At 42.6% G+C, this 24,674-nt stretch carries 27 protein-coding genes, 1 other RNA gene and 2 pseudogenes; 12 read left to right on the top strand and 18 right to left on the bottom strand.

The features are described 5' to 3' along the window. The first annotated feature begins 23 nt into the window (after window positions 1-23). Window positions 24-914 carry a phosphate ABC transporter permease PstA gene (gene pstA / locus HUN01_RS30725; protein ID WP_181929331.1) on the top strand — a complete coding sequence of 297 codons (891 nt, stop codon included), beginning with the start codon at window positions 24-26 and terminating at the stop codon, window positions 912-914. 93 nt (window positions 915-1,007) lie between these two features. Then, window positions 1,008-1,811 (top strand): phosphate ABC transporter ATP-binding protein PstB, encoded by an 804-nt coding sequence (gene pstB, locus HUN01_RS30720; protein ID WP_181929330.1) that lies wholly within the window; start codon window positions 1,008-1,010, stop codon window positions 1,809-1,811. 244 nt (window positions 1,812-2,055) lie between these two features. Here pstB and ssrA read toward each other — a convergent pair. From ssrA to petL, 10 genes are all read right to left on the bottom strand, one after another. After that, window positions 2,056-2,445, bottom strand: a transfer-messenger RNA (tmRNA) gene (gene ssrA / locus HUN01_RS30715). A 172-nt stretch (window positions 2,446-2,617) separates the two neighbouring features. Next, window positions 2,618-3,565, bottom strand: a complete 948-nt coding sequence (locus tag HUN01_RS30710) for a F0F1 ATP synthase subunit gamma (RefSeq protein WP_181929329.1) — start codon at window positions 3,563-3,565, stop codon at window positions 2,618-2,620. A 147-nt stretch (window positions 3,566-3,712) separates the two neighbouring features. Further along, window positions 3,713-5,233 (bottom strand): F0F1 ATP synthase subunit alpha, encoded by a 1,521-nt coding sequence (gene atpA / locus HUN01_RS30705; protein WP_069073283.1) that lies wholly within the window; start codon window positions 5,231-5,233, stop codon window positions 3,713-3,715. Between the two features lie 179 nt (window positions 5,234-5,412). Then, window positions 5,413-5,967, bottom strand: a complete 555-nt coding sequence (atpH, locus tag HUN01_RS30700) for an ATP synthase F1 subunit delta (RefSeq protein ID WP_181929328.1) — start codon at window positions 5,965-5,967, stop codon at window positions 5,413-5,415. Continuing rightward, the gene (locus tag HUN01_RS30695; protein WP_181929327.1) at window positions 5,964-6,536 is read right to left on the bottom strand and encodes a F0F1 ATP synthase subunit B; all 573 of its coding nucleotides are present in this window, start codon (window positions 6,534-6,536) and stop codon (window positions 5,964-5,966) included. Before HUN01_RS30695 ends, atpH begins: the two co-directional genes overlap by 4 nt. Before the next feature lie 216 nt (window positions 6,537-6,752). Next, window positions 6,753-7,184, bottom strand: coding sequence for a F0F1 ATP synthase subunit B' (locus HUN01_RS30690; RefSeq protein WP_181929326.1), 432 nt, complete (start codon window positions 7,182-7,184; stop codon window positions 6,753-6,755). Window positions 7,185-7,534: 350 nt separating this feature from the next. Beyond that, entirely contained in the window at window positions 7,535-7,780 is a 246-nt protein-coding gene (gene atpE / locus HUN01_RS30685; protein ID WP_013192016.1) for an ATP synthase F0 subunit C, read from the bottom strand. Window positions 7,781-7,928: 148 nt separating this feature from the next. After that, window positions 7,929-8,690, bottom strand: coding sequence for a F0F1 ATP synthase subunit A (gene atpB / locus HUN01_RS30680; protein ID WP_175586935.1), 762 nt, complete (start codon window positions 8,688-8,690; stop codon window positions 7,929-7,931). Between the two features lie 60 nt (window positions 8,691-8,750). Further along, window positions 8,751-9,191 carry an ATP synthase subunit I gene (locus HUN01_RS30675; RefSeq protein WP_181929325.1) on the bottom strand — a complete coding sequence of 147 codons (441 nt, stop codon included), beginning with the start codon at window positions 9,189-9,191 and terminating at the stop codon, window positions 8,751-8,753. Window positions 9,192-9,459: 268 nt separating this feature from the next. Further along, on the bottom strand, window positions 9,460-9,555 hold the full coding sequence (gene petL / locus HUN01_RS30670) for a cytochrome b6-f complex subunit PetL (protein ID WP_084227316.1): 96 nt from the start codon (window positions 9,553-9,555) through the stop codon (window positions 9,460-9,462). 207 nt (window positions 9,556-9,762) lie between these two features. Between petL and aroB the strand changes: the two genes are divergently transcribed. From aroB to HUN01_RS30645, 5 genes and pseudogenes are all read left to right on the top strand, one after another. Further along, on the top strand, window positions 9,763-10,875 hold the full coding sequence (gene aroB, locus HUN01_RS30665; RefSeq protein WP_181932883.1) for a 3-dehydroquinate synthase: 1,113 nt from the start codon (window positions 9,763-9,765) through the stop codon (window positions 10,873-10,875). 87 nt (window positions 10,876-10,962) lie between these two features. Further along, window positions 10,963-11,439: a Uma2 family endonuclease gene (locus HUN01_RS30660; protein WP_181929324.1), complete on the top strand. Its 477-nt coding sequence runs from the start codon at window positions 10,963-10,965 to the stop codon at window positions 11,437-11,439. Between the two features lie 43 nt (window positions 11,440-11,482). Then, a pseudogene (locus HUN01_RS36455) lies at window positions 11,483-12,798 on the top strand (NF041680 family putative transposase). Window positions 12,799-12,908: 110 nt separating this feature from the next. Next, window positions 12,909-13,067: pseudogene (locus HUN01_RS36705) on the top strand (Uma2 family endonuclease); the annotation flags it as partial. A 171-nt stretch (window positions 13,068-13,238) separates the two neighbouring features. Continuing rightward, a complete protein-coding gene (locus HUN01_RS30645; protein ID WP_181929323.1) occupies window positions 13,239-13,547 on the top strand; it encodes a hypothetical protein in 309 nt (102 codons plus the stop codon). A gap of 180 nt (window positions 13,548-13,727) precedes the next feature. Here HUN01_RS30645 and HUN01_RS30640 read toward each other — a convergent pair whose 3' ends face one another. Then, window positions 13,728-13,937, bottom strand: coding sequence for a hypothetical protein (locus HUN01_RS30640; protein WP_181929322.1), 210 nt, complete (start codon window positions 13,935-13,937; stop codon window positions 13,728-13,730). Between the two features lie 330 nt (window positions 13,938-14,267). Here HUN01_RS30640 and trxA point away from each other — a divergent pair, with 330 nt between their 5' ends. Further along, window positions 14,268-14,615, top strand: coding sequence for a thioredoxin (trxA, locus tag HUN01_RS30635; protein WP_069073275.1), 348 nt, complete (start codon window positions 14,268-14,270; stop codon window positions 14,613-14,615). A gap of 229 nt (window positions 14,616-14,844) precedes the next feature. On the opposite strand, the gene HUN01_RS30630 is transcribed toward trxA, so the two are convergent. The 4 genes from HUN01_RS30630 to HUN01_RS30615 form a co-directional block, all read right to left on the bottom strand. After that, on the bottom strand, window positions 14,845-15,378 hold the full coding sequence (locus tag HUN01_RS30630) for a dihydrofolate reductase family protein (RefSeq protein WP_181929321.1): 534 nt from the start codon (window positions 15,376-15,378) through the stop codon (window positions 14,845-14,847). A gap of 35 nt (window positions 15,379-15,413) precedes the next feature. After that, window positions 15,414-15,668 carry a TIGR03643 family protein gene (locus HUN01_RS30625; RefSeq protein ID WP_181929320.1) on the bottom strand — a complete coding sequence of 85 codons (255 nt, stop codon included), beginning with the start codon at window positions 15,666-15,668 and terminating at the stop codon, window positions 15,414-15,416. 108 nt (window positions 15,669-15,776) lie between these two features. Next, complete coding sequence (locus HUN01_RS30620) at window positions 15,777-17,579, bottom strand: ABC transporter ATP-binding protein (RefSeq protein ID WP_181929319.1); 1,803 nt, start codon at window positions 17,577-17,579, stop codon at window positions 15,777-15,779. Window positions 17,580-17,764: 185 nt separating this feature from the next. Next, a complete protein-coding gene (locus tag HUN01_RS30615) occupies window positions 17,765-19,558 on the bottom strand; it encodes an ABC transporter ATP-binding protein (RefSeq protein WP_181929318.1) in 1,794 nt (597 codons plus the stop codon). Window positions 19,559-19,756: 198 nt separating this feature from the next. On the opposite strand from HUN01_RS30615, the gene HUN01_RS30610 reads away from it, so the two are divergent. Continuing rightward, on the top strand, window positions 19,757-20,818 hold the full coding sequence (locus HUN01_RS30610; RefSeq protein WP_181929317.1) for an L-histidine N(alpha)-methyltransferase: 1,062 nt from the start codon (window positions 19,757-19,759) through the stop codon (window positions 20,816-20,818). Window positions 20,819-20,941: 123 nt separating this feature from the next. Here HUN01_RS30610 and HUN01_RS30605 read toward each other — a convergent pair whose 3' ends face one another. Genes HUN01_RS30605 through HUN01_RS30595 form a run of 3 tightly spaced genes read right to left on the bottom strand, consistent with a single transcriptional unit; the run spans window position 20,942 to window position 21,667 of the window. Then, complete coding sequence (locus tag HUN01_RS30605; RefSeq protein WP_181929316.1) at window positions 20,942-21,154, bottom strand: type II toxin-antitoxin system HicB family antitoxin; 213 nt, start codon at window positions 21,152-21,154, stop codon at window positions 20,942-20,944. After that, the gene (locus HUN01_RS30600) at window positions 21,138-21,404 is read right to left on the bottom strand and encodes a toxin HicA (protein WP_069073268.1); all 267 of its coding nucleotides are present in this window, start codon (window positions 21,402-21,404) and stop codon (window positions 21,138-21,140) included. The genes HUN01_RS30605 and HUN01_RS30600 overlap by 17 nt, the downstream gene beginning before the upstream one ends. 38 nt (window positions 21,405-21,442) lie before the next feature. Beyond that, on the bottom strand, window positions 21,443-21,667 hold the full coding sequence (locus HUN01_RS30595) for a hypothetical protein (protein ID WP_181929315.1): 225 nt from the start codon (window positions 21,665-21,667) through the stop codon (window positions 21,443-21,445). Between the two features lie 67 nt (window positions 21,668-21,734). Between HUN01_RS30595 and HUN01_RS30590 the strand changes: the two genes are divergently transcribed. The 3 genes from HUN01_RS30590 to HUN01_RS30580 all read left to right on the top strand — a co-directional run bounded on the left by HUN01_RS30590 (window position 21,735) and on the right by HUN01_RS30580 (window position 24,671). Then, window positions 21,735-22,505: a pentapeptide repeat-containing protein gene (locus HUN01_RS30590; RefSeq protein WP_069073266.1), complete on the top strand. Its 771-nt coding sequence runs from the start codon at window positions 21,735-21,737 to the stop codon at window positions 22,503-22,505. 204 nt (window positions 22,506-22,709) lie between these two features. After that, on the top strand, window positions 22,710-23,333 hold the full coding sequence (locus HUN01_RS30585) for a TenA family protein (protein ID WP_181929314.1): 624 nt from the start codon (window positions 22,710-22,712) through the stop codon (window positions 23,331-23,333). Between the two features lie 72 nt (window positions 23,334-23,405). Next, on the top strand, window positions 23,406-24,671 hold the full coding sequence (locus HUN01_RS30580; protein WP_181929313.1) for a glycosyltransferase family protein: 1,266 nt from the start codon (window positions 23,406-23,408) through the stop codon (window positions 24,669-24,671). The last annotated feature ends 3 nt before the right edge of the window (window positions 24,672-24,674 follow it).

Below are 24,674 nucleotides of genomic sequence, written 5' to 3'. Positions count from 1 at the left end.
TTTTGAATTTGGAGCGAAGCGACGTGACCAGTAATCACAATGATTTCTCTGCAACCATTGAACCTGTGAATTTGAAAGGCTCAAAAGTCTCTAGCAAGAATATTTTGAGTGTCTTACTAACGACAATTGCAGGTTTTTTTACGTTGCTAGTAATAGCACCCTTAGTAGCAGTGGTTTATGATGTTGCTCGTCAAGGGTTGCCCAGATTGGGAATCGAGTCTTTTACAGAATTACCCCCTCCACCAGGACTGACTGAAGGTGGATTTGGTCACGCCATTATTGGGTCTTTAATCACCCTTGGTGTGGCAAGTGTACTTAGCATACCAATAGGAATTCTAGGGGCAATTTACTTAACTGAATTTGCCAAAGGGACTCAAATTGCCTACTGGGTGAGATTCTCTGCTAACGTCCTCACAGGTGTTCCAGCGATATTGGCGGGTCTGTTTTCTTATAGTATAGTTGTTGCTACAATGGGCAACTTCTCCGCGTTGGCAGGTGGTGTCGCACTCAGCGTATTAATGTTGCCAATTGTGATGCGAACAGCAGAAGAAGGGTTGCTATTAATTCCCCAAGAGGTTCGCCAAGGGGCCCTTGGCATGGGAGCGACTCGATTTCAAACTGTGACACGAATTGTTATACCTGCGGCATTACCTGCACTTGCAACAGCCGTAACTCTGGCGATCGCCCGAGCAGCCGGAGAAGCAGCTCCACTTTTATTCACCGCTCTTAATAATAATTTTTGGTCTACGGATCTGTTTGCACCCATCGCTACTTTACCAGTTCTAATTTATTTCTTTGCGATTATTCCTTTCCGCGCTCAACAAGAATTGGCTTGGGCTGCTGCCCTTGTTCTCATGGGCATCGTGCTACTAATCAGCGTTATTTCTCGCATTGCAACACGCCAGAAAGTTTAAATAAAAACTCCACTCACAGAGTTTTTGGGCATGGGGCATGGGGAAGAAGTTATTGAGTGTTTTTTAGCTTATTTTTTTTAAGAGGTTCCATATATGAAATCAAATACATCTGCTACTGTTACAGAGACTTTATTGCGTGCGGAGGAAGTCTCTGTACATTACGGCTCGATTTTAGCATTACGAAATATTTTTATCGAGATTCCTAAAAATCAGATTACTGCCTTCATTGGGCCATCGGGTTGTGGTAAAAGTACATTACTGCGCTGTTTTAATCGTTTAAACGATCTGATTCCGGGAGCAAAAATAAATGGTAGAGTTACCTACCGAGGAAAAAATTTATACGATAAGGATGTAGATTCTGTTGAAGTACGTCGTCGGATTGGTATGGTGTTCCAAAAACCTAATCCATTTCCCAAATCAATTTACGACAACATTGCCTTTGGTGCGCGGATTAGCAATTTCAAAGGCAACCTAGATGAATTGGTAGAAGACTCTTTACAAAGAGCCGGACTGTGGAAAGAAGTAAAAGATAAATTGAAGAATAACGGTTTATCATTGTCTGGTGGACAACAACAACGGCTTTGTATTGCACGAGCGATCGCTATGAAGCCTGAAGTTATCCTGATGGACGAACCTTGCTCTGCTCTTGATCCCATCTCAACAAAGGGAATTGAAGAACTTATGCATGAACTCAAGGGGAACTATACAATAGTCATCGTCACACACAATATGCAACAAGCAACACGAGTTTCGGACATGACTGCTTTTTTCAATGCCGAAGCTGCCGAAAATGGAAATCGCTTTGGCTACCTTGTGGAATACGATAAAACTTCAGCCATCTTTAACGCTCCTCAACAAGAGGCGACTAAAGAATATGTTAACGGTCAATTTGGCTAATCGTTGCTTCTGGGGTATTGAAGAAGAATTCAGGAGTCAGAATTCAGGAGTCAGAATTCAGGAGTCAGAATCAAGACGCTCGTTTGCCCTTGGCCTCTCCCCTTGGGAGAAGACTCGCTTGCCGCCGGCGCTATCCGCTTTTTAGTTCAAAACTCATTCTGAATTCTGGCTCCTGACTCCTGAATTCTGTTTTAATAAAATCCACCTAAACACTAAACTGCTTGGTGGACTTTTTAACTATTTTTAGTGGATCCGAGCAGAGTCGAACTGCTGTCCAAATTGGGTATTGACCCCCCGCTCATTCACAGGTTTAGCCTTTCTGACCCTCAAGGCGGGAATCGTTCATTATCCCGAACGTAGGATGCTCTGATTTAATCTTAGCCAGCAAGCCAACCAGAGAACGCTTGCTAGAGCATCCGTTGGGGGTTGGTCTTCAGTCCTTAACGGAGTCAAACTAAAGACGCTCGAACCTATAAGAGGTGTTTAGGCAGCTACTAGAGCATCCTTACGAGCAAAGCTAACGATGTTATTCGCATTTACTTTTTGTTTGAGCCTTTGATTTCCGAGAGGAGACTCACTCTCGACCTGAATCACAGAGCAGCGTTCGCCAACCTGTCGAAACCGTGACGGACCCATGCGCTTCATACTTCAATTATAATACGCGATTCTTAAATTTGTAATTCGTAATTCGTAATTCGTAATTATTAAAGTCAAAATATATGGCTCCACTTAGTCAAAATAGCCAATCGCTAATTTTAAAACCATTAGCAATTGGCTATTTGTCATAATCCACAACAAATATTTTCCTAAGTTAGTGCTTCAGCACCACCTACAACCTCAAGGAGTTCTTGAGTAATTGCAGCTTGTCGGGCTTTGTTGTAAGACAGGGTGAGGGTGTTAATCAATTCACCAGCATTTTCACTGGCATTACTCATGGCTGTCATCCGCGCTGCTAGTTCACTAGCCGCCGATTCTTGCAGCGCCCGCAATAGCTGGTTACTGAGATACAGAGGTAACAGAGAATCAAGAATCTGTACTGGATCTTGTTCAAAAATCATGTCAGGAGCCAACGGGCGGACTTGGCTAGCCACTTTCTCCCGTTCGACTTGAAATTGACCACCACGGGTTGTCAAGCGGAAGATTTCGTCATCGCCTGCTTCTAAACCTTGTGGATCAAGGGGTAGTAAGGTTTGTATTACCGGACGTGAGCTAACCAAAGAGACAAATCTGGTATAGATTAATTCGATGCGGTCAACTTCTTCCGAAAGGAACAAGGAAAGTAGTTGGTCAGCGATCTCATTGGCTTCTGCTGCGGTGGGGATTTGCTCTAAGCCGGTGTAAGTAGCATCGATGGGCTGATCGCGGCGTTGAAAGTACTGGGTAGATTTGCGTCCGACGAGTACAAATTTATAGTCTAAACCTTCTGCCTGGATTTCCTTGGCGCGGTTTTCTGCACGACGGATGACGTTATTATTGTAGCCGCCGCATAGACCGCGATCGCCTGAAATAACCAACAACCCGACTGACTTAACTTGGCGTTTTTTTAGTAGTGGTAGGTTTGCTTCTTCAAAGCGCAGACGGCTTTGCAAACCATACAATACTTGTGCCAAGCGATCAGCAAAGGGACGAGTCGCTAGCACTTGTTCTTGCGCCCGACGTACTCTAGCCGCAGCTACGAGACGCATGGCTTCTGTGATTTTTTTGGTGTTTTTGACCGACTGAATGCGATCGCGTATTGCTTTTAGATTGGCCATAACTTTAAGTTCTGAGTTCTGAGTCCTGAGTTCTGAGTTCTGAGTCCTGAGTTCTGAGTTTGAAATTTTGAGTTTTGAATGAAAAACTTTCTTCAACTCAACACTTGTGGCTACTCAGCACTCGGCACTCAGCACTCAGCACTGTAATTACGCTGCTGCTTTGAAGGTCTTCTTGTATTCGGTGAGTGCTTCTTTCAAGGCAGCTTCTTCTGCGTCACCTAGTGCTTTGGAGGCTTTTACTCCTTCGGCATACTGGGTTTTACCAGTCTTTAAGTAGTCCCGCAGACCTTTGGTGAAGGTGGTTACTTGATTTACAGGTACGTCATCTAAGTAACCATTAATACCAGCGTACAAAATTGCTACTTGCTCGTATACCGAGAGTGGCGAATTTTGTGGCTGCTTGAGGAGTTCGCGTAACCGTTGGCCCCGCGCCAACTGGTCTTGAGTGGCTTTATCTAAGTCGGAAGCAAATTGAGCGAAGGCTTGTAGGTCGTCAAATTGGGCTAATTCCAATTTAATCTTACCGGCAACTTTTTTCATTGCCTTGGTTTGAGCCGCAGAACCCACACGGGATACAGAAATACCGGGGTTTACAGCGGGACGGATACCAGCGTTAAACAAGTCAGAAGACAGGAATATCTGACCATCGGTAATAGAAATTACGTTGGTGGGGATGTATGCTGAAACGTCACCAGCTTGGGTTTCGATAATTGGTAGGGCGGTCATACTGCCTTTACCTAGTTCGTCACTCAGCTTTGCGGCTCTTTCTAACAAGCGAGAGTGGATGTAGAATACATCGCCAGGGTAAGCTTCGCGTCCGGGTGGACGACGCAGCAGTAGGGACATTTGGCGGTAAGCTTGGGCTTGTTTGGAAAGGTCATCATAAATTACCAGGGTAGCTTTGCCTTTGTACATAAAGTACTCAGCAATAGTTGCGCCTGTGTAAGGAGCTAGGTATTGTAGGGTTGCTGGTTCACTGGCACTAGCTGCGACGACGACGGTGTAATCCATTGCGCCTTTTTCTTGCAATGTCTGCACCACGTTAGCAACTGTGGAAGCTTTTTGACCGATCGCAACGTAGACACAAACTACATCTTCTTCTTTTTGGTTGATGATGGTGTCGATCGCGATCGCAGTTTTACCGGTTTGGCGATCGCCAATAATCAATTCCCGCTGACCACGACCGATAGGAATCATTGAGTCAATAGCTGTGATACCCGTTTGCATGGGTTCGTGTACAGACCGACGGGCAATAATACCTGGTGCTGGAGATTCAATCAAACGGCTTTCTGAGGACTTGATGTCTCCTTTGCCATCGATGGGACGACCCAAAGCGTCTACAACTCTTCCAATTAGGGCTTCTCCCACGGGTACTTGGGCAATTCTACCAGTGGCGGTTACAGAACTACCTTCTTGAATTTCCAACCCTTCACCCATGAGCACCGCGCCCACGTTGTCTTCTTCCAAGTTCTGGGCGATGCCAATTGTGCCATCTTCAAATTCTAAAAGTTCCCCAGACATGGCCTTTTCCAAACCATAAATCCGGGCAATGCCGTCACCTACTTGGAGGACAGTACCAACGTTAGCAACTTTGACCTCTTGATCGTATTGCTCGATTTGTTGTTGGATAATGCTGCTAATTTCGTCAGGTCTAATTGATATGCTCATGTGTCTATCTTTTTTGCTTTCGAGACTGAATTCAGTGCTGAGTGCTGAGTTAAAAAAGCAAAGGTTAAAAGTCAAAATAAATTACTATTTACTTAACTCCTAACTCTTGTACAGACGCGATTAATCGCATCTCTCCTAACTCTTGTACAGACGCGATTAATCGCGTCTACTCCTAACTCCTAACTATTAGTTAAGCGCAATGAAAGGCGGCGCAACTGACCCCGGATACTGGCGTCAATTACCTGAGAACCTACTTTAATGATCACACCACCAATTAACTCGCTGTCTACATTGGTTTCTAGTTCTACCTGGCGAGCATTGGTAATGGCGATCACCTTTTCTGTAATTGCCTGCTGTTGAGCTTCTGTGAGGGGAACGGCTGAAATTACTTCCGCTAATACGGTTTGATTCAGCTGCCGCAACAGCGCCAAATACTGTTGAAAAATGGATTCCAAGAATGCAATGCGCCGTTTATCTACCAATATCAGCAAAAAATTGCGTAAGTAGGGGTTAGCGCCTTCACCGAGTATTTGTTTGATGAGAGCTTTTTTGTTCTCAGACTGAATAAACGGGTTGCTGAAGAAGTTGTGTAGCTGTTTGTCTGCCCTGAGCAGGCCGAGGAAAGTACGCGCATCTTCCCCGAACTCTTCTGTCAAATTTTTCGATTGCGCTATTGACAAAAGTGCCTGTGCGTAAGGTTGGGCTACTTCGGCTGCCGCTACCTGACTTGTCATACATTGCCTCCCAGTTGTGCGATGCTGCGGTCAATTAAACTTTGTTGAGCATCGTCAGCAATCCCGCTTTTGAGTTGCGATTCGACTTTTTGCAATGCTAGTGTAGCTACCCGTTGCCGCAGTTGAGCGATCGCTCGATCAGTTTCGGTGTTTAAATCTGCTGCTGCTGTTTGTTTCAAGCGTTCTACGTCTTGCACTGCCTTCGCTAACAAGGCTTCTTTCGCTTTTTGAGCGTTTTCTACAGCAGATTGGCGGATGCGTTCTGCCTCTGCTTGAGATTGCTTTAATTGCTCTTGCGCTTGGGAAAGGGCAGTCTTTGCCTCTTTTAAGCGCCCTTCTGCTTCCTGAATTGCGGTGGCAATATTGGATTGTCGCTCGTTCAGGATATTGCTTAAAACTTTACGTCCGAAGTAGAATAATATGCCAATCAGAATCGCTAGATTGATCAGATTGGTTTCAAAAATGTCTAGGTTTAGACCGAAACCACCTTCTGCTGCGCCTTCTGCCAATTCAGAGTGAACAGCGTTCGCTTCTGCGGCAAGTAATAAGAATGTCCCCATGATACCCATTTACAAGTGCGCTGCTCGCTGCTAATACGTTGTATTTTCCCCAAGGGAAATTTTAAGTATCTTTCCCCAAAGGGAAATTTAAGTATCTTTTCCCCGTAAGGAAGTTAAGTATCTTTTCCCCGAAGGGAAAAAAGTGCCCTTTTGTGACACTTAAATTTTGCGCTCTGGACTAGGGCCCAGCTGCGCGTATGCTTTCACAGAGCCAGTCTAGTTAGCTTATCTAACTGGAGTTGGCCCCAATAGTTTTTCTAGAATCTGCCTGCTTAGAGAATCAACTTGTTGCTCTAAGGTGCGAAAAGCTTCCTGCTTTTGTTGTTCTATTTCAACAGAAGCTTGTTCTCGTTGAGTCTGAGCTTCTTTTTGGGCCTCAGCAATTTTCTCAGCAGTAATTTTCTTAGCTTCAAGTTGAGCTGCTTCTATAGTCGCTTGCGATTGTCTGCGAGCGTCTGCGAGTTGCTGCTCATATTCGGTAGCCAAGCGCTCGGCTTTAGCCAAGCTCTCCCGCGCCTCAAGGGTATTCGTTCGGATGTAACTATCGCGATCGTCTAGTACCTTGGTCAGTGGCTTATAGAAAATTGCATTCAACAAAGCTGCTAATAGCAGGAATTGCAATGCCATGAAGGGCAAGGTAGCATCGAAATCAAACATTTGTCTCCTCTTTGGCTGGAGTAGCAGTTTTCGTGGCTAGCACCATCATCCAACCTTTCATATTTTAGAGACCCATAGCCAACAAGGGTCAAGTAATTTGGGATTTTAGATTGCTGATAGCGTAGCGTTAGCGACGTAGGAGCGTCTTTTAGATTTTAGAGCAGGTATCGCTCAGGGGCATGTACCGAAAACTCTTGATAATCTAAGTTGTGCTGGAAGCGCACTAAAGGTGCGACCCAAAATCTAAAATCGGTAGTCAACGGAATATTAGAACTATTAAGATACCTAAAACATTTCGATTGTAGAGGCGTGATGGTTCACGTCTCCACACTCACAAAAATTTTCAGGTATTAAGCGAAGGGGTTAGCAAACAGCAATACCAAGGCAATTACTAGACCATAGATAGTCAAGGATTCCATGAATGCCAAGGTTAATAGCAGAGTACCGCGAATTTTTCCTTCTGCTTCAGGTTGACGAGCAATACCTTCTACTGCTTGTCCAGCAGCGTTACCTTGACCAATACCAGGGCCAATTGCAGCTAAACCAATCGCTAAAGCAGCAGCGAGAACTGAAGCAGCCTGAACTAATGGATCCATGTTGATTTTCCTTGCTTTGATTACAAAACTAACAAAAGTACGTTAACGATTAGAAACGTGGTTTTCACGCTGCACATGAGTTCTTTGATCGCGCTTTGCGATATTTTGAGCGAATATGCTCTTGGAACTGTGCTATCAACTGAGAAGTTTAATGCTCCTCATGTTCATCTCCGCCATGCCCCTCCATTGCCTCATGAATGTATGCTCCGGCTAGGGTGGCAAAAACCAGGGCTTGAATGGCACTGGTAAATAAACCCAAGGCCATTACAGGCAGAGGTACAAATAGAGGAACTAGCAGCACCAATACCGCCACTACCAATTCATCCGCCAAAATATTACCAAATAGCCGGAAGCTTAGGGAGAGGGGCTTGGTGAAATCTTCGAGAATTGCGATCGGCAACAAAACGGGTGTTGGCTCTATATATTTCTTAAAGTAGCCTAAACCCCGCTTGCTAAAACCCGCGTAAAAGTACGCTAAGGATGTTAGCAGTGCTAATGCAACAGTCGTATTGATGTCATTGGTGGGAGCTGCCAATTCGCCTGAAGGTAGCTTGATGAGCTTCCAGGGAATTAGTGCACCTGACCAGTTCGATACGAAAATAAACAAGAACAATGTGCCAATAAATGGCACCCAAGGGCGGTACTCTTTCTCACCAAGTTGGTTTTTGGCCAAATCACGAATGAATTCTAGGGCGTATTCCATTAAATTCTGGATGCCCTTGGGAATTCTTTGTGCATTTCGAGTAGCAGCTATTGAAGCCACTACTAGAATACTAATCACAAACCATGAGGTGAGAAAAACTTGCCCATGAATTTTAAGATTGCCCAACTGCCAGTAGAAATGATGTCCTACTTCTAATTCGGCGAGGGGAAAAGAATTAAAGGCGTTTAAGACACTAAGCATTTGCATTCTTCAAGCATTTTCCCCAACAAGCGAGGATGGGATTACTATCTTTGTGAGCCTGACTTTTTAAGAATCAGGAATGAACGCAATTTGCACCATATAGACGAAGAGCGTGGCTTTGTAAGTTAGAAATCCCAAAAAAATGGGTAGAATCTGTAGCTCACGCCATTGAGTTGCCACGATCATCACTCCCAAAAATAGAGCAAAACGAGTTTTGCTCAGACTGGTTTTCTCACTACCGAGCTGCTCAACATCTCTAGCCAACATTTTTAAGTAAACCACACCTGTACACGCCCCAATTAAATAATTTAGGGCAATGTTTAAGGAATAAAAAATCCACACAGAGATAAAAATAACCCCCGTCAAGACAAGCGTGATTACCAACAATCGCTGGAAGAGTTGATAGAACTCTTGCATGGAGTTACCCGATTCTGTGTCTTCAGAACCGGTTTTAGCATCTTGTTGCGTTGTCGGAGTGGGCGCAATTGATTCGTCAGACAAGCTCACGGGACTTGAAACCAGTACAGTTAAATATGATGACTGCACATTCAGTCAGCTGAATCATATCACGATGCGGTAACAATACTTTAGGAAAAAACAATTAACTTCTTGTCAACATCAGAGAGTAAGTGCAGACGGACTAAAGCTTACAGCATTTTTACCAAGTCCTTATGGTGGACTTGGTGAAAAAGTAAGGGTTTTATAGCGTATTTACAAACTTAGGGCAGGCAAGATGCCCACCCCACAAGAGTCTTGGGTTGAATCTATCTCTCGATTAAATTATCTTGGCAGTCCGCAGACCGAACAGCAAACCTACAGATAAGCCAAAGAATAAACCCAAGAAGACGACATAAGATACAATTGCAAACATTTATTTCTCTCCAGAATACTTCCTAAATCTATTGAATCATTAGTTGTTGGGCATTGGGAATGGGGCATTGGGCATGGTGGTAGAGGGGAAATACTTACTGCAACTTTTCCCCTGCTTCCTTGTTTCTTAACCAATTCCCAATGCCCTATGCCCATTTCCGAGATTGCGATACAATACAGCCCACAAGCGCTTGTTTGGGGTTGGGCAATGACTTCTATAATTAATGTAAATTTACCAGAGCAGTCTTATGAGATTGCGATAACTTCGTCGAGCTACGCTAACGCACCTTCGAGTTTAGATCAACTGGGTCAACAGATGGCCAGTCTCAAGCTAGGCAAGAAGGTACTGCTGGTTTCTAATCCGACGATTTTTAAGCATTTTGGCGAAAGAGCGATCGCATCTCTAACATCTGCCGGATTTGAAGTTGCTAGCTGCACTCTACCACCTGGTGAACGCTACAAAACCCTCAATTCTATCCAAAAACTCTACGATATCGCTTTGGAAAACCGCCTAGAACGTTCTTCTACTATGGTGGCTTTAGGGGGAGGTGTAATTGGCGATATGACTGGCTTTGCAGCTGCAACTTGGTTGCGCGGTATTAATGTTGTCCAAGTGCCTACTTCTCTGTTGGCGATGGTGGATTCCGCAATTGGTGGCAAAACTGGCGTGAATCATCCCCACGGTAAAAACCTAATTGGGGCATTCCACCAACCACGTTTAGTTTTGATTGACCCAGATGTGTTAAAAACTCTACCTATGCGTGAGTTTCGGGCGGGGATGGCAGAAGTTATTAAGTACGGTGTGATTTGGGATGCCGAATTGTTTGCCCAGTTGGAAGCAAGTAAACGTCTCGACCAACTCCGCTATGTAAAATCTGACCTTTTATATAGTATATTAACACGCTCTTGTCAAGCTAAAGCTGATGTTGTCAGTAAAGATGAGAAAGAAGGCGGATTACGGGCGATTCTCAACTATGGACATACCATCGGTCATGCAGTAGAAAGTTTGACTGGTTATCGTCTAGTAAATCATGGTGAAGCGGTAGCTATTGGTATGGTAGCAGCCGGTCAAATTGCTGTGGATTTAGGACTGTGGCAAAAGGAAGACACAGAACGGCAAAACGCTTTAATTCAAAAAACGGGTTTACCAACTCAATTACCAGATGGGGTAGATATTGAAGCAATTATTGAGGCGTTGCAATTAGATAAGAAAGTCCAAGCCGGGAAAGTACGGTTTGTTTTACCAACAGAGATTGGTGTAGTAACAGTTACCGATGAAGTGCCATCAGATATTATTCGGCAAGTGTTGCGGGGAATGTGAATAATTTAAAGAAGAATTCTGGAGTCATAATTTAGGAGTCAGAATAAAAATTAGTTGCTCTGTTTTTCAATTACGAATTAATGAGCCATGATACTCCAAGCCAAAAATCAATTAACTTTGCAAGAGTTCTTGAATCTTCCACCAGGCGAGGGAGATATCACCTATGAACTTGTTGATGGCCAGGCAAGTCCTAAGATGTCACCAAAAAAATTCCACTCTAAACTTACCCGCGCCCTTCTCAATTTGCTTGAGCAATGCTGTGAGGGTAAAGGAGAAGTTTGCCCAGAATTAGCTGTCGCATTAACTCGTCGAGGGCGAGATTGGATGCCAATACCTGATATTTTATATATTTCTAATGAACGTTTACCACCTGATTGGGATCAAGAAGGAGCATGTTCTGTTCCTCCTGATTTGGTGATTGAGATTATTTCGCCGGGGCAAACCTTTGGACAAATGGCGGCTAAAGCCAAAGATTATTTAGATGCTAAGGTGCTGCGGGTGTGGGTATTAGATACTGGACTTTGGACTAAAAGGCTAGAGAAAAGCAGTCAGTGTTACTGCTGACTGCCGTAAAGTCAATGAAAGTAATCGATAAATCATTGACGTGATGATCCTGACACAACTAGAAAAATTCCGCCAAGCTATCTACGATAGTTTGGGGAAGGCCAAAGATGCAGTATTTGAATTGATGGATGCAGTATTAACAAGTCCGAGTATCCCATCATTTGTAAGCTTGTCACAAAGCCCAGTATTTCGACGGCAATGGTCGAGCATTTATGCAGCACTGCATGATAGTCGCCCACCGAAGAGGAAGTTGATGAAACTGCTGGTACAGGAGGTAGCGACGGATGAACAGCCATTTCTAGCAGGGGATCATAGTTTTTGGGCAAGACCAGAAGCGAAGACACTAAAAGAAAGAACTTTTCATGGGGACTCCAGGGGAAGTATAGGCATCGGACAAAGTTACAGCACGCTAGCGTGGATACCAGAGGCGGATGGGAGTTGGGCATTGCCGTTGAAACATGAACGGCTCACCAGCTTTGAAACGCCAAACAGTAAAGCAGCATTCCAACTTAAACAAATCACTCGTGAGTTAGGGAAAAAGGGCCGCTTGCCGCTTATGACCGAGGTTATGGCAACGCCAAGTTTGTCCAAGCTACGGAGAAAATTGACGCAGACCTGTTGTTACGTTTAGCATCTAACCGATGTGTATGGGGTACACCCAGTACTTACAAAGGACGAGGCGCACCTTGTAAACATGGTCATAAGTTTAAGCTCAATGACCCGGAAACTTGGCCTGTGGCAACTGAAACTCTAGAAGTTGAAGACCCGAAAATTGGTCGAGTTAAAGTAATGCGTTGGAGTGGGTTTCATTTTCTTCAATCCCCAAACCGGGCAATGGAAATTATTCGCGTCGAGGTCATCAAACCAGTAGGACGTAATCGTAAGTTCCAACCCTTATGGCTAGCTTGGTTGGGTCAGACAATGCCTGCATTAGAGGATCTCTGGCACAAATACTTACGCCGTTTTGCCCTTGAGCATTGGTATCTATTTGCGAAGCAGAGGTTGTATTGGACACACCCTCAACTTAGTTCTACTCAGGCAGCAGAGCGATGGAGTGACCTGATGCCCCTGTTAACTTGGCAACTCTGGCTAGCTAGAGTTGCCTGTATCGACTCCCCATTGCCTTGGCAATCGAATCAGGATACACTGTCTCCAGGACGTGTGGCACAAGCCTTTCCACTAATTTTAGCCGCAATTGGTACTCCTGCTCAACCCCCTAAAACTCGCGGTAAATCACCTGGTCGCGCCCAAGGGCATCAGCCACCTCTACGTCCCCGTTATCCCACTGTCAAAAAACACGCATCTAAAAAACCTAAAACCGAAGAATCACTTAAAAATGCTAATCTAACTGCTGCTTAGTTTCTGCTTTTTTTCAACGATTCAACTCAACTCAGCCTCTGAAAGATGTTGGGTAACTTTCTCTTAGCTTCTATTTATTGCCGCTAAATGCCAATTAGTCCAAACTCAAGTTAGATAGTAAAGCCAGAAGCATTACTGTTTTTTATCCAGATGCAGCACCACAAACTTATATGGGAGAAGAACTACTCACAGATTCTTTGTTTGAAGGACTGCAATTTACTGTTGAGCAGGTGTTTCAAAAGGCAAAAATACCATTAGCTACTGAATAGTATATTTTTTACATCTAGCACAATTTTCTTGCTCTCAACATCCATCAAAAATTTCAATATTAATTCATCCATTTGTGGGAGGTCATTAGCAACCCAATAAGTGTACCTTGCTTATAATCAGACCAAAACAAGATGGTTTGAATCAGCATTCACACAACGGATCTATTAATCATGTTAAACCTGATATTTGCCGGATGTATAAAAATGAAACCCTTGGTGGTTTCAACAGCTTTTGTATTGGCTGTACAGACTTCCACCAATGCTGAACAACCCCTTCCTCGTTTGACTCCAGCACAAGCTCAAAATTTATCTCGTGACTTGGTTCCACATAACTCTCAAGACTTTTTTAGGCAAGGAAAAGATTCAATTGAGAGAGAAATTCAAATTCTCAGGCAAAGACAACTGCGCTCAATTAAACCTGTTCTTAAGATTGATTCAGTACCGCAGATAAAAAGACCACATACTCAGCAAAAACCCTAAAATCTTATCTAAAGTAAAAATCATCATCTTTACTATGACACTTTAGATCGCTACTTCTTGTCATTAATTCTTGAGCCATAGCACCTAAAGTACACTCACAGGCATCACAATCACCATGCTCTGCTTCCAGAAAACAGAGTTTTTTGTTTTCAATAAACTTTGCAACACAAATTTACAATCTTAATCGTCTAGCAAACTCATCAATGCCTGAACCTCAACGTCTTGAGGCTCTGACAATTGATGCTGTAACTCTAATAATTCATCCTGTAATGCTTCTACTACATAGAGCATATTAGATTCTTGTGCAATTTTTAGCTGATTTTCTTTAATTTTGATTTGTTTAAGCAAGTTGTTTTCGACATGAATTGAATTGTAATGCTGAGTAATCATAGTTTTACATTTATTATCAATCTATGGAATGCAATTAAATTTACCACCTGTGTATTATTCCACAGTTTTCTCACTTTTTAAATATCTCGTGATTTAATCTTCATTACTCGTTAGGAACCTAACGCACTGAAGTAGTCTTAATGGTAAGTTACATTTTGATCGCATTCTACGTATGAAAATGTGTGTTATTAAATATACGCTACTCAGGAAAACTCAGTTGCGGGGGTTTCCCGATGTAGGTGACTGGTGAATCTGACACTCAGAAGGGAGTATAGTTTATATAGTTAGTCCTTTGCTGAAATTTTAGTTTGATACTAAAGGAATTAAAAAATGTCTACTGATACTCACATAGTTGCTTACGTTGAAGAAAGTGAATTTGATGTTGTTTTAAATGGAAGTGAAGAGAAAGTTGTTGTTGTTGATTTTACTGCTACTTGGTGTGGCCCCTGTCGCCTAATCAGTCCGTTAATGGATCAACTTGCCGAGGAATACAAAGGTCGCGCTAAAGTTGTGAAAGTAGATGTTGACAGCAATAAGCCGATTTTCAAAAAATTCGGTCTTCGCAGCATTCCAGCGGTTTTAATTTTTAAAGATGGTATTTTAGCAGAAACTATCGTGGGAGTTTCTCCTTACGAGCAGTTTAGCGAGGCTGTTCAGAAACTTCTTGAGGTTGTTTAAACCTAATTCGTAATTCTTAATTAACAAGAGTTTCATTCCTCTACCTAATAATGGCAGTGACGTTTTAGGTGGAGTTCAAATTAACCGAAGTTCCGAGCGGCGGTTTCCGAGCATCGGACTTCTCACCAATTCAAGCAAAATTATAAATTTTTAACCCTTTGTTTTTTGCCTTGCAATATGCTTGAGTTGAGGAACTAAACCCAACCTATGCAGTTTATGGTTTTTGACGCTAACCCAAGCGTATTGGCTTATAGTGTGCTTGAAGTAAACCACTTGGATATTGTTTTGAGTGAATCAACTCCAATTTTTCTTCAGGGGTAGGCGGTGGGAAAAGTTGTATGCCGCCACCTAAGATAGTTGGAATAATTGAAATAATATATTCGTCAATCAAATTGTGTTGAAGAAACGAATTGATTAATGCTCCACCACCAACTAGCCAGATGTTTTCTAAGCCTTGAGCCTCTATATTTGCTAACGCCTGTTGTACTGTGTCCGAAACAAACACAACGTCTTCGCGGTCAGATTTGAGATGGCGCTGAGTGAAAACGAAGGATTTTTTGTCTGGATAAGGCCATTTATCAAAACCAAGCCCTACTTCATAGGTTTTGCTGCCCATTACAATAGCATCAATCGATTCGTAGAAATCAGTGTAACCATAGTCTTCCTCTTCTATATCAAGGATTGATAGCCAATCAATTCCGCCATCGCTGCGAGCAATGTAGCCATCCAAACTAGCTGCAATATAGAGTGTAACTTTCGTCATTGTGCTTCTGAATTTGGTAGTTTTAACCCAATTACTTACGTTTTTTGATTGTGCGATTTAAACCGACCTGCAATAAATTCTCGCTTAGATAAATGCTTTGTATTGCGTTTAGTAACTCGCTCTCGCCACATCTTGAAACTAGATTCCTTCATTTCACGCCTCATTAGGGCAATTACCTGTTTCTCCAGAAGCCCAAACTGAGCCTCAATGGCATCAAAAGATGTTCTATCTTCCCATGCCATTTCAATGATGCGATTGATAGTTTCCGAATCGAGGTTAGGTAGCTTCATTCCTTGGCTGGCAATTAATAAATTTGAGCGATAAAAAGGAATTCAGGAGTCAGGAGTCAGAATTCTGAATTCTGGATTCTGGATTCTGGATTCTTCTTCAAATATATTTTACTTTTCGTTTTGAAGAACCATTGTGTCTGCTACACCCAGTTGAAGGGCATAGAGGTTGGCATATACACCTTGCTGATTGACAAGTTCAGTGTGAGTACCTTGCTCTACAATTTGTCCCTGCTGAATGACTAATACCTGATCTGCCTGAGTAACTGTACTGAGACGGTGGGCAATTACAAAGCTGGTACGACCTTGAAGCAAGCGGGCGATCGCACTCTGTACTAGCGCTTCTGTACGTGTGTCAATGCTGCTGGTGGCTTCATCAAGAATCAGAATTCGCGGGTTAATCAACACCGCACGAGCAATACTGATTAGTTGTCGCTGTCCTTGACTCAAAGGCGCTCCCCGTTCACCCAATTGAGTTGTATAGCCTTGTGGCAATGAGGTAATGAACTCATGTACATTTGCCAGTTGTGCAGCCGCTTCGATATCAGCTTGGGTGGCGTAAGGAGCGCCAAAGGCAATGTTTTCAGCAACAGTACCACTGAACAGAATATTGTCTTGCAGGACGATGCCTATTTGACGCCGCAGACTTGCTTGAGTAACACTACGCACATCAATATTATCAATTTTCACTGCACCGCCAGATACATCGTAGAAGCGCAAAATCAAGTTAATGATTGTACTTTTTCCCGAACCGGTCGGCCCGACTAACGCAACCATCTGCCCTGGATAGGCGTGCAAATTCACCCCTTTGAGAACCAGTTGATCTGGGTTGTAGCCAAACTTGACATTATCAAATGTCACCTCACCTTGAATAGGCGGCATTTCTGTCGCATTGGGTGCATCTTTGAGTTCTGACGGTTCATCTAGTAATAAAAAGATTCGCTCTAATCCGGCAAAGGCAGATTGAGCTTGGGTGTAAAACTGGCTGAGAATTTGGATAGGGCGGAAGAACTGCTGGACGTAAAGTAAAAAGGATGTCACTACACCCACTGTTGCAGCTCCTGTAACTGCGAGATAACCGCCATAAGCCAGCACGCCTGCGGTTGCTAGTGTGTTGAGAAAATCGATGGAGGGCAAAAAGGCTGAAGTAATTGCCACAGCTTCGACGTTGGCATCACGATTGGCGGCGTTGAGAACATCGAATTCTGCGATATTCGTCTGCACACGATTAAATGCCTGCGCTTCTCGCACGCTGCCAATATCTTCTTCTAACTTGGCAGAAAGTTGCCCAATGGTTTGTCGGGTAACGCGAAATCTGGCTCTCGCCCAACGTGCAAACAAGCTTGTGGTAAAAATCATCAGTGGCACAACCAGGTTGCTCAACAAACCGAGTTGCAGGTTGATTGAGAGCATCGCAATGATTATACCGATCAAACTGAAAGTGTTGCCCAGCATTTGGGCGATCGTCAGTCCAAATGCCTGATTCACGGTATTGACATCATTCAGCAGACGGCTCATTAAATCGCCTGCTTCGCTGCGATCAAAAAAGCTCAGTGGCAAACTTTGGATTTTAATGAAAATATCTTGCCTCAGTTGAGCCAGCAATCGCTGCATAATCCAGCCGACTCGAATAATTTGACCCCGGATTGCTAATACACCAAGTCCATAGTTTAGTCCAAGTAGCCCTAATAACAGCAGCAGTCCTTGCAAATTCCCTTGTGCAATTAGACGATCAATTGACCAGCCGAGGAAAAATGGCCCAATTGCCTGGGTTATAGCACCTATCAATACTAAAGTCAGGGCTATGGGAATTTCTTTGCGATAGAGTAGCACGTATTGCAAAAAGCGCCGCAGGGTAGAGAGTTGCTGACTAGTGTTTTCCTCAGATGCAACAACGGGAATAGTGCCTCTCATAAAAATTTTGGATTTTAGATTTTGGATTTTGGATTAAAAGTCTTTATTTAAGTTAAGTCGGTGCGATTAAGGCTAATGTCATTTGTCATTTGTCATTTGTCATTTGTTATTGATAAGGGTTTTAAGACTATTTACGTTTTGGTTTATTCCCACCGACTTATTTAGAAGGGTGTGAGCAAAATTAATTATGCTAATTGAGGATTATTTTTCTCTTTTGGTTTTACTTGAGATTCTAAAATCACCCCGTAGAGTGGGCTGGTTTGCATCAATTCTTCGTGAGTGCCTTGTGCTACCAATCTTCCTTTATCCATGACAAAAATGCGATCGGCATTCTTGACGGTGCTAATGCGTTGAGCTACTACAAAGGTTGTACAAGCTTTTTGGCGCATTAAGCCATCTAGTTCGGCTTGAATCTGGGCAGCAGTTTTGGCATCTACTGCTGAGGTACTATCGTCTAAAATCAGAATGCTGTAATCGGTTAGTAAGGTACGAGCGATCGCAATTCTTTGTTTTTGTCCACCAGATAAGCCCACACCCCGTTCACCTACAATCGTCTCGTAGCCATCGGGTAAACCGCTAATAAAATCGTGCATTTGTGCGGTTTTGGCAACATCAATCACCTGCTCTAAGGTTGCATCGGGTTTGGCGTAGGCAATATTTTCGCGGAGTGTGCCAGAGAAGAGGGTGGTTTCCTGAAATACAATCCCAATACGCGATCGCAGACTTTTGAGCGTAAAATCTTTTACATCTCGTCCGTCAATGCGAACTGCTCCCCCTGTGACATCATAAAAGCGGGCAAGCAAGTTCATAATTGTGCTTTTCCCGGAACCAGTCATCCCTAAAACGGCGATTAGCTCTTTCGGCTTGGTTTCAAAGGAAACTTCTTTGAGAGTTTCGGTTGTTGCTCCTGGATAGCGAAAGGAAACATTTTCAAAGGTGATTCTACCAACGCAGGTGTCAAATGGGACAGCGCCGGGGCGATCGCGAATTTCTACCTCCGCATCTACAACTTCGTAGACTCGTTCGGCGGAAGCAGCTGATTGAGCGATCGCAGGTGCAGCAAATCCAATTAACAAAATTGGTTGGAGAATCAACGCTAGGTATGAATTAAACGCCACCAGTTCGCCAATGGAAAATCTATTCCCAATTACCTGCGCTCCCCCGTAGCCGAAAACTGCTAGTGTTACTAAATTACTCAGCAAAAAGATCACGGGGAAGGTATCACGGATGGCGCTAATGGTTTTCATGTTTGCCTTGACTAGGCCATCATTCAGTGTCGTGTAACGCGACCTTTCAGTTGATTCCCGCACAAAGGCTTTCACTACCCGAATTCCGAGTAAGTTCTCTTGCAATACAGCATTGAGGTTGCTCAGTTGCTCTTGTACCTGCCGAAAAAGTTTGTTATTTCGGTTGATGAATCGCGCCATTAACCATCCAGCTATGGGTACTACTGTCAGGGTAATTAGTGCTAATTGCCAGTTCATCACCAGCAAAACTACCGAAATAGTCACCAATGTCACAATTGAACCAATGACCTGAATTAAGCTAGTGCCAACAAAGGTACGGATCTGCTCAATGTCGCTGGTGACACGGGTTAGCAGTTGGGAAGTCTGCGCCTGGTCATGATAACTGAAACTGAGATTTTGAATCTTGCTGAAAATTTTGTTTCGCAGGTCATAAGCTACACCTTGAGACACTGCTTCTGCTAAATAGCTTTGTCCAAAGTTAAATACACCACGAGCGATCGCGGCGAGTACCATCCAGGCGGCGCTGTACAGCACAATTTGGAGGTTTTTTTCGATGATACCCTGATCAATTCCCCACCGAAATAGTTGTGGGGTAACTGCGTTTGCGATCGTCAACAGCAACAGGCTAACCAATGCTCCTAGAGAAGTCCATCGGTAAGTGCTTAAACTCTTAAGCACGCGCTGGATTGACTGTATCGACGAAGTTTCCTGGCGTTCTGGTTGCTGAAGCACTGGAATTTACCCCTGTATCTTTGGAAAATTATCTCGTATTTTGATTGTAAAAAACCACATTGGTCAGTTGAGAGTGGGGAATGTGGAATCTATTTGTAATAGAAATTCCCAATTTTTGGACAACGGTATGGGAAAATACCTCTTTGGCAAGCATTGCGGCTAATCTTAAATACCTAAGAAAACCAAAGAACAAGAATAATGGCTCAAAATTTTCGTAGCAATTCCCAACTTCCCTCGGATATGTCAACTGCTATCAGTCGCACAGCCAAGCCAAGTTCTGAGTTCTACTCTCTTTTTTCTGAAGAAGAAGTTTTAGGAATAATTGATGCATTAGAATTCAGACGAGAAATACCTCTAAAGTATTCTTATAAAGGTAGAGGCGCACAAATCTGGAATGAATTCTATCTCAAATATCTTATTCCTACATGGTATCGAACATCAAATGTAGAAATTGAACTTTTAAAGAATAACTTTAAATACTTGAATGCCAATATTCAAAATGGGAAAAAAGTCAATATTGTAGACGTAGGTGCAGGAAATTCATACCCCGTTAAAAAATTTATTCAAAGACTTAATCAATTGGCAAAAATCAATAAGTATATCGCATTGGATATTAGCGATGAATTGCTTAATTTATCTAGAAAAAATTTTAAAAAATGGTTTCCTCTCGTCGAGTTTATCAGTTCCACAATTGACATCGAAAATAGTTGCGTACCCAAAACTTTATTTCAAAATAAAGCTAGCCTTGAAATTGATGACACAGCAAAAATATTTTTCCACTTAGGGGTTACTATTGGTAATCATCAAAATAGAGACGAGGTATTCAAAAACTTTAGAGATAGCATGGGGAAAAACGATTTTTTGGTATTCACTAATGAAATTGGCTCTAACTCTAGATGGGATGGAAACGTGAGAGGTGGCTGCAAGTATCATGTAGAAGAAATATATGGATGGGTAAAAAACAAGATTGGGATTAAATCTGAAGATTGTGAATTAGTGAGGAAGTATGATTTAAAAACAGATAGTATAATCGCTAATATCAAACTACATCATGATTACACTATAAATTTTAATCAGATGGGGATAGATAAAAAGATTAAAATCTCAGAAGGTGAAGAAATTACTATTTGGCGACATCATAAGCATGAAATGCCTGCACTTTTACAAGAACTAGAACGTTCTGGATTACAACTTCTTCAATATAGTACTAACAAATACAAATCACATATTATGGTAATTTGTAAGGTTGCCAGTAACTAACCTTTTCAATTATATTTTGCGCTGTTCAGATACCCAACTTATTTGATAAGTTGGGTATCTAACTTTTCACGTATAATTTAGGACTGCTATAGATATTATTATGGCAGTAGGATTTTGTATCAATTAAATGTACATTAAACGCGGTCTAGGCTGAGGAACTGAACGCCCCAAATCTTTAGCCGTTTCTATCCATTCCTGCATAACTAATTCTATATTATGCAGGGCTTCTTGGTAAGTATCGCCGTCAGCAGCACAGCCTGATAATTCTGGTACTTCAGCAATAAAGGCTTGATCTAATTCACTCCAGTAGAGAATGATTTCATAGCGAAACATCATTTTTACTTCCTAGTTTATACTTGAGAATTACTGCCCGAACTTGTTTAATTTGATAGCTTTTGGCTTTACCTCTTTTATGTTGCAGGTTCAATATTTCCTCAACATCGGCTTTGATAAAAATACGATGATCGCCACGAATCCGTTCATCAAAGCCTAGTGTATATAAAAGTTGCCACAGTTGGGCAAAAGGGATGTCTGTATCAGAAGTCCCAGAGAGAATTTTGTCTAAGAGTTTGTCTTGCTGACTCACGTTTTTCTGACTGCTTTAATGTTTCTATAGTCTCATATTTATTTAAAATCGGAGCATACGAAAGCAAATGACTGTTGTGGAGGCACATCATTTTGCTTGACATTGATCGCTTGTTTATAAAATAGAGAAATGCGATCGCGTTGCACACGCAACAGAAGATATCGCTTGTTTAACACTGGTATCAAAGCCAACTGATAACCGCCATACTCAAATTTATAAGTAATATAGGTAACTACAGAGGTCAAATTGTTAAAATTGCTCATATCATAATGCTGAAGTATAAATCCATCTCAGTTAGTGTTGGTATTGAGTAAGAAATATTACATAAATATGAAAAACCACATTCTAGGTGTAGCCGCATTTTTAACCACGATTAGTTTGACAACCAGCGTACAAGCAGCAAATTCTGAACATGTTAGACAGTTATTGGCAACTAAACAATGTCAAAACTGTGATTTGACTAGTGCAGGTTTAGTGATGGCTGATTTATCTGGAGCAAATTTGAGTGGTGCTAATCTCACAGGTGCTAACCTCAGTCGTGCAAACTTGAGCGGCGCAGATTTGCGGGGTGCAAACTTGAGTGGCGCTAGTTTATTTGGTGTTAACTTGAGCGAAGCTAAATTTAGTGGGGCAAATTTGACGGGTGCTGATTTGAGAAATACCTATCTAGCAAATGTAGAACTGACTGGTGCTTACCTAAATGGTGCTAACTTCCAAGGTGCAGTTGGTATACCATCACAAATTGCTTCACCAGAAGAATTTTATGCTTGGGGTGTAGCAGAGGCACAAAAAGGCAACCAACAGCAAGCAATTAGTTATTTTAATCAAGCGATCGCTATTAAACCAGAATATGCGGGTGCTTATTTAGCTCGTGGTGTCGCCCGTTACCAAATACTAGATAGACAAGGTGCATTCCAAGACGCCCAAGTTGCGGAAAAATTGTTTACATCCCAAAACAACAATCCTGGAACGCTAACAGCCCAAGCTTTTATTAAAGAACTACAAACACCCGTCAATGAAAAGGTAAGCGCTGGTAAACCCAGTTTTGTTGACTTTTTGGGAAGTCTTGGCTCAGTCTTGCTCCAGTTCTTCCCTTTTTAAGTACTTTTTTTAAGGGAGAGAGTTAAAAGAACAGAGGGATAATATAGGAATCCGCTTTGATTTCTGAAATTATTTGGGTAGGTAGGCAATAGGCAATAGGCAATAGGCAACAAACAACAGGAAACAAGCCTCTTCAAGTTGTACTGATTTTTTTCAAGAATCAAATAGGAGTCCTATATACAAATGACAAATGACAAATAACAAATGACTTTATCTAAGGAATTATGGGCAGCAAATCAAGACTTAGCCCAAGCTTGCCTAGAGCATCCTTTCGTTCAAGGCATTGGCGATGGTACTCTTGAGCAAGTGAAATTTGCTTACTACGTAGGGCAAGATGCTTTTTTTTTAGAAGTTTTTGCCCGTGCGTACAGTATCGCCGCAGCTAAAGCACCAGACTGGTTAGGCTTCACTACATTTCATAACTTAGCTAGCGGTGTTTTAGAAGAACTGCGGTTGCATAGTGGCTATGCTTCGCAGTGGGGAGTCAATTTGCATTCTGTAGAACCACAATCTGCTACCCGCCGCTATACTGACTTTTTATTAGCAACTGCTTGGGGTGGAGATGTGGGCTTAACTGCTGCGGCGATGTCTCCCTGTATGCGTTTGTATGCCTTTTTGGGAAAAAAGTTGGCTTGTAATGGCATTCCTAATCATCAATATGCAGACTGGATTCGTACTTACAGCAGCGCAGACTTTCAACCACTAACACAACAATTAGAAAATTTAGTTGACAATTATGCCACTACCAATCCTGTTGTGCATTCAACCTATCGTTATGCTATGTTTTGTGAGCATGACTTTTTTCAGGCTGCGTGGATTTTGGAGTAGTTTGCCTAATTAAGTCAGCGAAATAAATTCAACGTATGTAAATAATGGCCCTTAACTCCTGACCATTAACTAATGACTGAAGTAGATATTCTCATCCTATCAAATGGCCCAGGTGAGGTAACAACCTGGGTGCGTCCAGTAGTAAAGGCATTGCGGCAAGAACTAGGGGATGATCCTTCTTTAGTGAGGATTTCTGTGGTATTGTCACCTTGCTCAAATGCCAGTGGAAAAGAAGCTGCGATCGCTCTTTCTTACCCAGAAGTAGATAGAGTACAAGAAGCAGAGCATTTTTGGCAATTTTTGCTTTGGGGCAAAACATTTGAAAATTGGGACTGGAGAAGTCGCGGTGTAGTTGTTTTCCTCGGTGGCGATCAAATTTTTCCCGTAGTCATAGGTAAAAAACTTGGATATCGCACAGTGGTTTACGCCGAATGGGAAGCCAGGTGGCATAACTGGATTGATCGCTTTGGTGTGATGAAACCCAAAGTTGCAGCCAAAGTCCCAGCAAAATATGCCCACAAATTCACTGTCGTCGGAGATTTGATGCTAGAAGCAGGGGAAAGTCTAGATTCAAATTCCTCTCTTGCATCACCGAAAACTGAATTGATTGGTTTACTTCCTGGATCAAAAGCAGCAAAATTATCCCAAGGAGTGCCATTAACTCTAAGCATTGCCGAATACATTCATGCAAAAAGACCGCAAACCAGATTTGTGATTCCTGTAGCCCCAACCCTGGATTTACAAACTTTAGCTAGTTTTGCCGATCTCAAAAAGAACTCTATTGCTGAAATCTTTGGCTTTGGCGGTGCTTCCTTAATTGTCCCAGAGGACGGTAGAGGCAAGGCATTGCTTAAAACAACAACGGGCTTAACTGTGGAACTGTGGCAAGAAAATCCTGCATATAACTTATTGTCGCAGTGCTGCATCTGCTTAACTACGGTGGGGGCAAACACTGCCGAACTCGGTGCTTTAGCAATACCAATGATTGTTTTGCTGCCAACGCAGCAACTTGATGCAATGCGTTCTTGGGATGGTTTACCTGGATTGCTGGCAAATCTGCCAGGTGTAGGTACGCCCTTTGCCAACGTAATTAATTGGTTATTCCTAAGATTTGTGAGACGCAAAGGTTTATTAGCATGGCCAAATATCTGGGCACAGGAAGAAATAGTGCCAGAACTTATGGGTAAACTTCAACCGCAAGAAATTGGGGAAATGGTTTTAGATTTATTAGCCCATCCAGAAAAATTGGATAATATCCGCGCTAAACTCCGCAATATTCGCGGTGAAAGCGGTGCAGCCCAGAAGATAGCACAGATTGTTGGTGAGGAAATTGGGTAACAA

This window comes from Nostoc edaphicum CCNP1411 (assembly GCF_014023275.1).
GTDB classification, from domain to species: domain Bacteria; phylum Cyanobacteriota; class Cyanobacteriia; order Cyanobacteriales; family Nostocaceae; genus Nostoc; species Nostoc edaphicum_A.
This window is presented reverse-complemented; position numbering and strand designations above follow the sequence as displayed.

What these genes read in the sequence shown, in the direction of transcription:
- pstB (WP_181929330.1), top strand. Translation starts at nt 1,008, where the DNA reads ATGAAATCAAATACATCTGCTACTGTTACAGAGACTTTATTGCGTGCG.
- HUN01_RS30710 (WP_181929329.1), bottom strand. Translation starts at nt 3,565, where the DNA reads ATGGCCAATCTAAAAGCAATACGCGATCGCATTCAGTCGGTCAAAAAC.
- atpA (WP_069073283.1), bottom strand. Translation starts at nt 5,233, where the DNA reads ATGAGCATATCAATTAGACCTGACGAAATTAGCAGCATTATCCAACAA.
- atpH (WP_181929328.1), bottom strand. Translation starts at nt 5,967, where the DNA reads ATGACAAGTCAGGTAGCGGCAGCCGAAGTAGCCCAACCTTACGCACAG.
- HUN01_RS30695 (WP_181929327.1), bottom strand. Translation starts at nt 6,536, where the DNA reads ATGGGTATCATGGGGACATTCTTATTACTTGCCGCAGAAGCGAACGCT.
- HUN01_RS30690 (WP_181929326.1), bottom strand. Translation starts at nt 7,184, where the DNA reads ATGTTTGATTTCGATGCTACCTTGCCCTTCATGGCATTGCAATTCCTG.
- atpE (WP_013192016.1), bottom strand. Translation starts at nt 7,780, where the DNA reads ATGGATCCATTAGTTCAGGCTGCTTCAGTTCTCGCTGCTGCTTTAGCG.
- atpB (WP_175586935.1), bottom strand. Translation starts at nt 8,690, where the DNA reads ATGCAAATGCTTAGTGTCTTAAACGCCTTTAATTCTTTTCCCCTCGCC.
- petL (WP_084227316.1), bottom strand. Translation starts at nt 9,555, where the DNA reads ATGTTTGCAATTGTATCTTATGTCGTCTTCTTGGGTTTATTCTTTGGC.
- aroB (WP_181932883.1), top strand. Translation starts at nt 9,763, where the DNA reads ATGACTTCTATAATTAATGTAAATTTACCAGAGCAGTCTTATGAGATT.
- HUN01_RS30660 (WP_181929324.1), top strand. Translation starts at nt 10,963, where the DNA reads ATGATACTCCAAGCCAAAAATCAATTAACTTTGCAAGAGTTCTTGAAT.
- HUN01_RS30645 (WP_181929323.1), top strand. Translation starts at nt 13,239, where the DNA reads ATGTTAAACCTGATATTTGCCGGATGTATAAAAATGAAACCCTTGGTG.
- HUN01_RS30640 (WP_181929322.1), bottom strand. Translation starts at nt 13,937, where the DNA reads ATGATTACTCAGCATTACAATTCAATTCATGTCGAAAACAACTTGCTT.
- trxA (WP_069073275.1), top strand. Translation starts at nt 14,268, where the DNA reads ATGTCTACTGATACTCACATAGTTGCTTACGTTGAAGAAAGTGAATTT.
- HUN01_RS30630 (WP_181929321.1), bottom strand. Translation starts at nt 15,378, where the DNA reads ATGACGAAAGTTACACTCTATATTGCAGCTAGTTTGGATGGCTACATT.
- HUN01_RS30625 (WP_181929320.1), bottom strand. Translation starts at nt 15,668, where the DNA reads ATGAAGCTACCTAACCTCGATTCGGAAACTATCAATCGCATCATTGAA.
- HUN01_RS30620 (WP_181929319.1), bottom strand. Translation starts at nt 17,579, where the DNA reads ATGAGAGGCACTATTCCCGTTGTTGCATCTGAGGAAAACACTAGTCAG.
- HUN01_RS30610 (WP_181929317.1), top strand. Translation starts at nt 19,757, where the DNA reads ATGGCTCAAAATTTTCGTAGCAATTCCCAACTTCCCTCGGATATGTCA.
- HUN01_RS30605 (WP_181929316.1), bottom strand. Translation starts at nt 21,154, where the DNA reads ATGATGTTTCGCTATGAAATCATTCTCTACTGGAGTGAATTAGATCAA.
- HUN01_RS30595 (WP_181929315.1), bottom strand. Translation starts at nt 21,667, where the DNA reads ATGAGCAATTTTAACAATTTGACCTCTGTAGTTACCTATATTACTTAT.
- HUN01_RS30590 (WP_069073266.1), top strand. Translation starts at nt 21,735, where the DNA reads ATGAAAAACCACATTCTAGGTGTAGCCGCATTTTTAACCACGATTAGT.
- HUN01_RS30585 (WP_181929314.1), top strand. Translation starts at nt 22,710, where the DNA reads ATGACTTTATCTAAGGAATTATGGGCAGCAAATCAAGACTTAGCCCAA.
- HUN01_RS30580 (WP_181929313.1), top strand. Translation starts at nt 23,406, where the DNA reads ATGACTGAAGTAGATATTCTCATCCTATCAAATGGCCCAGGTGAGGTA.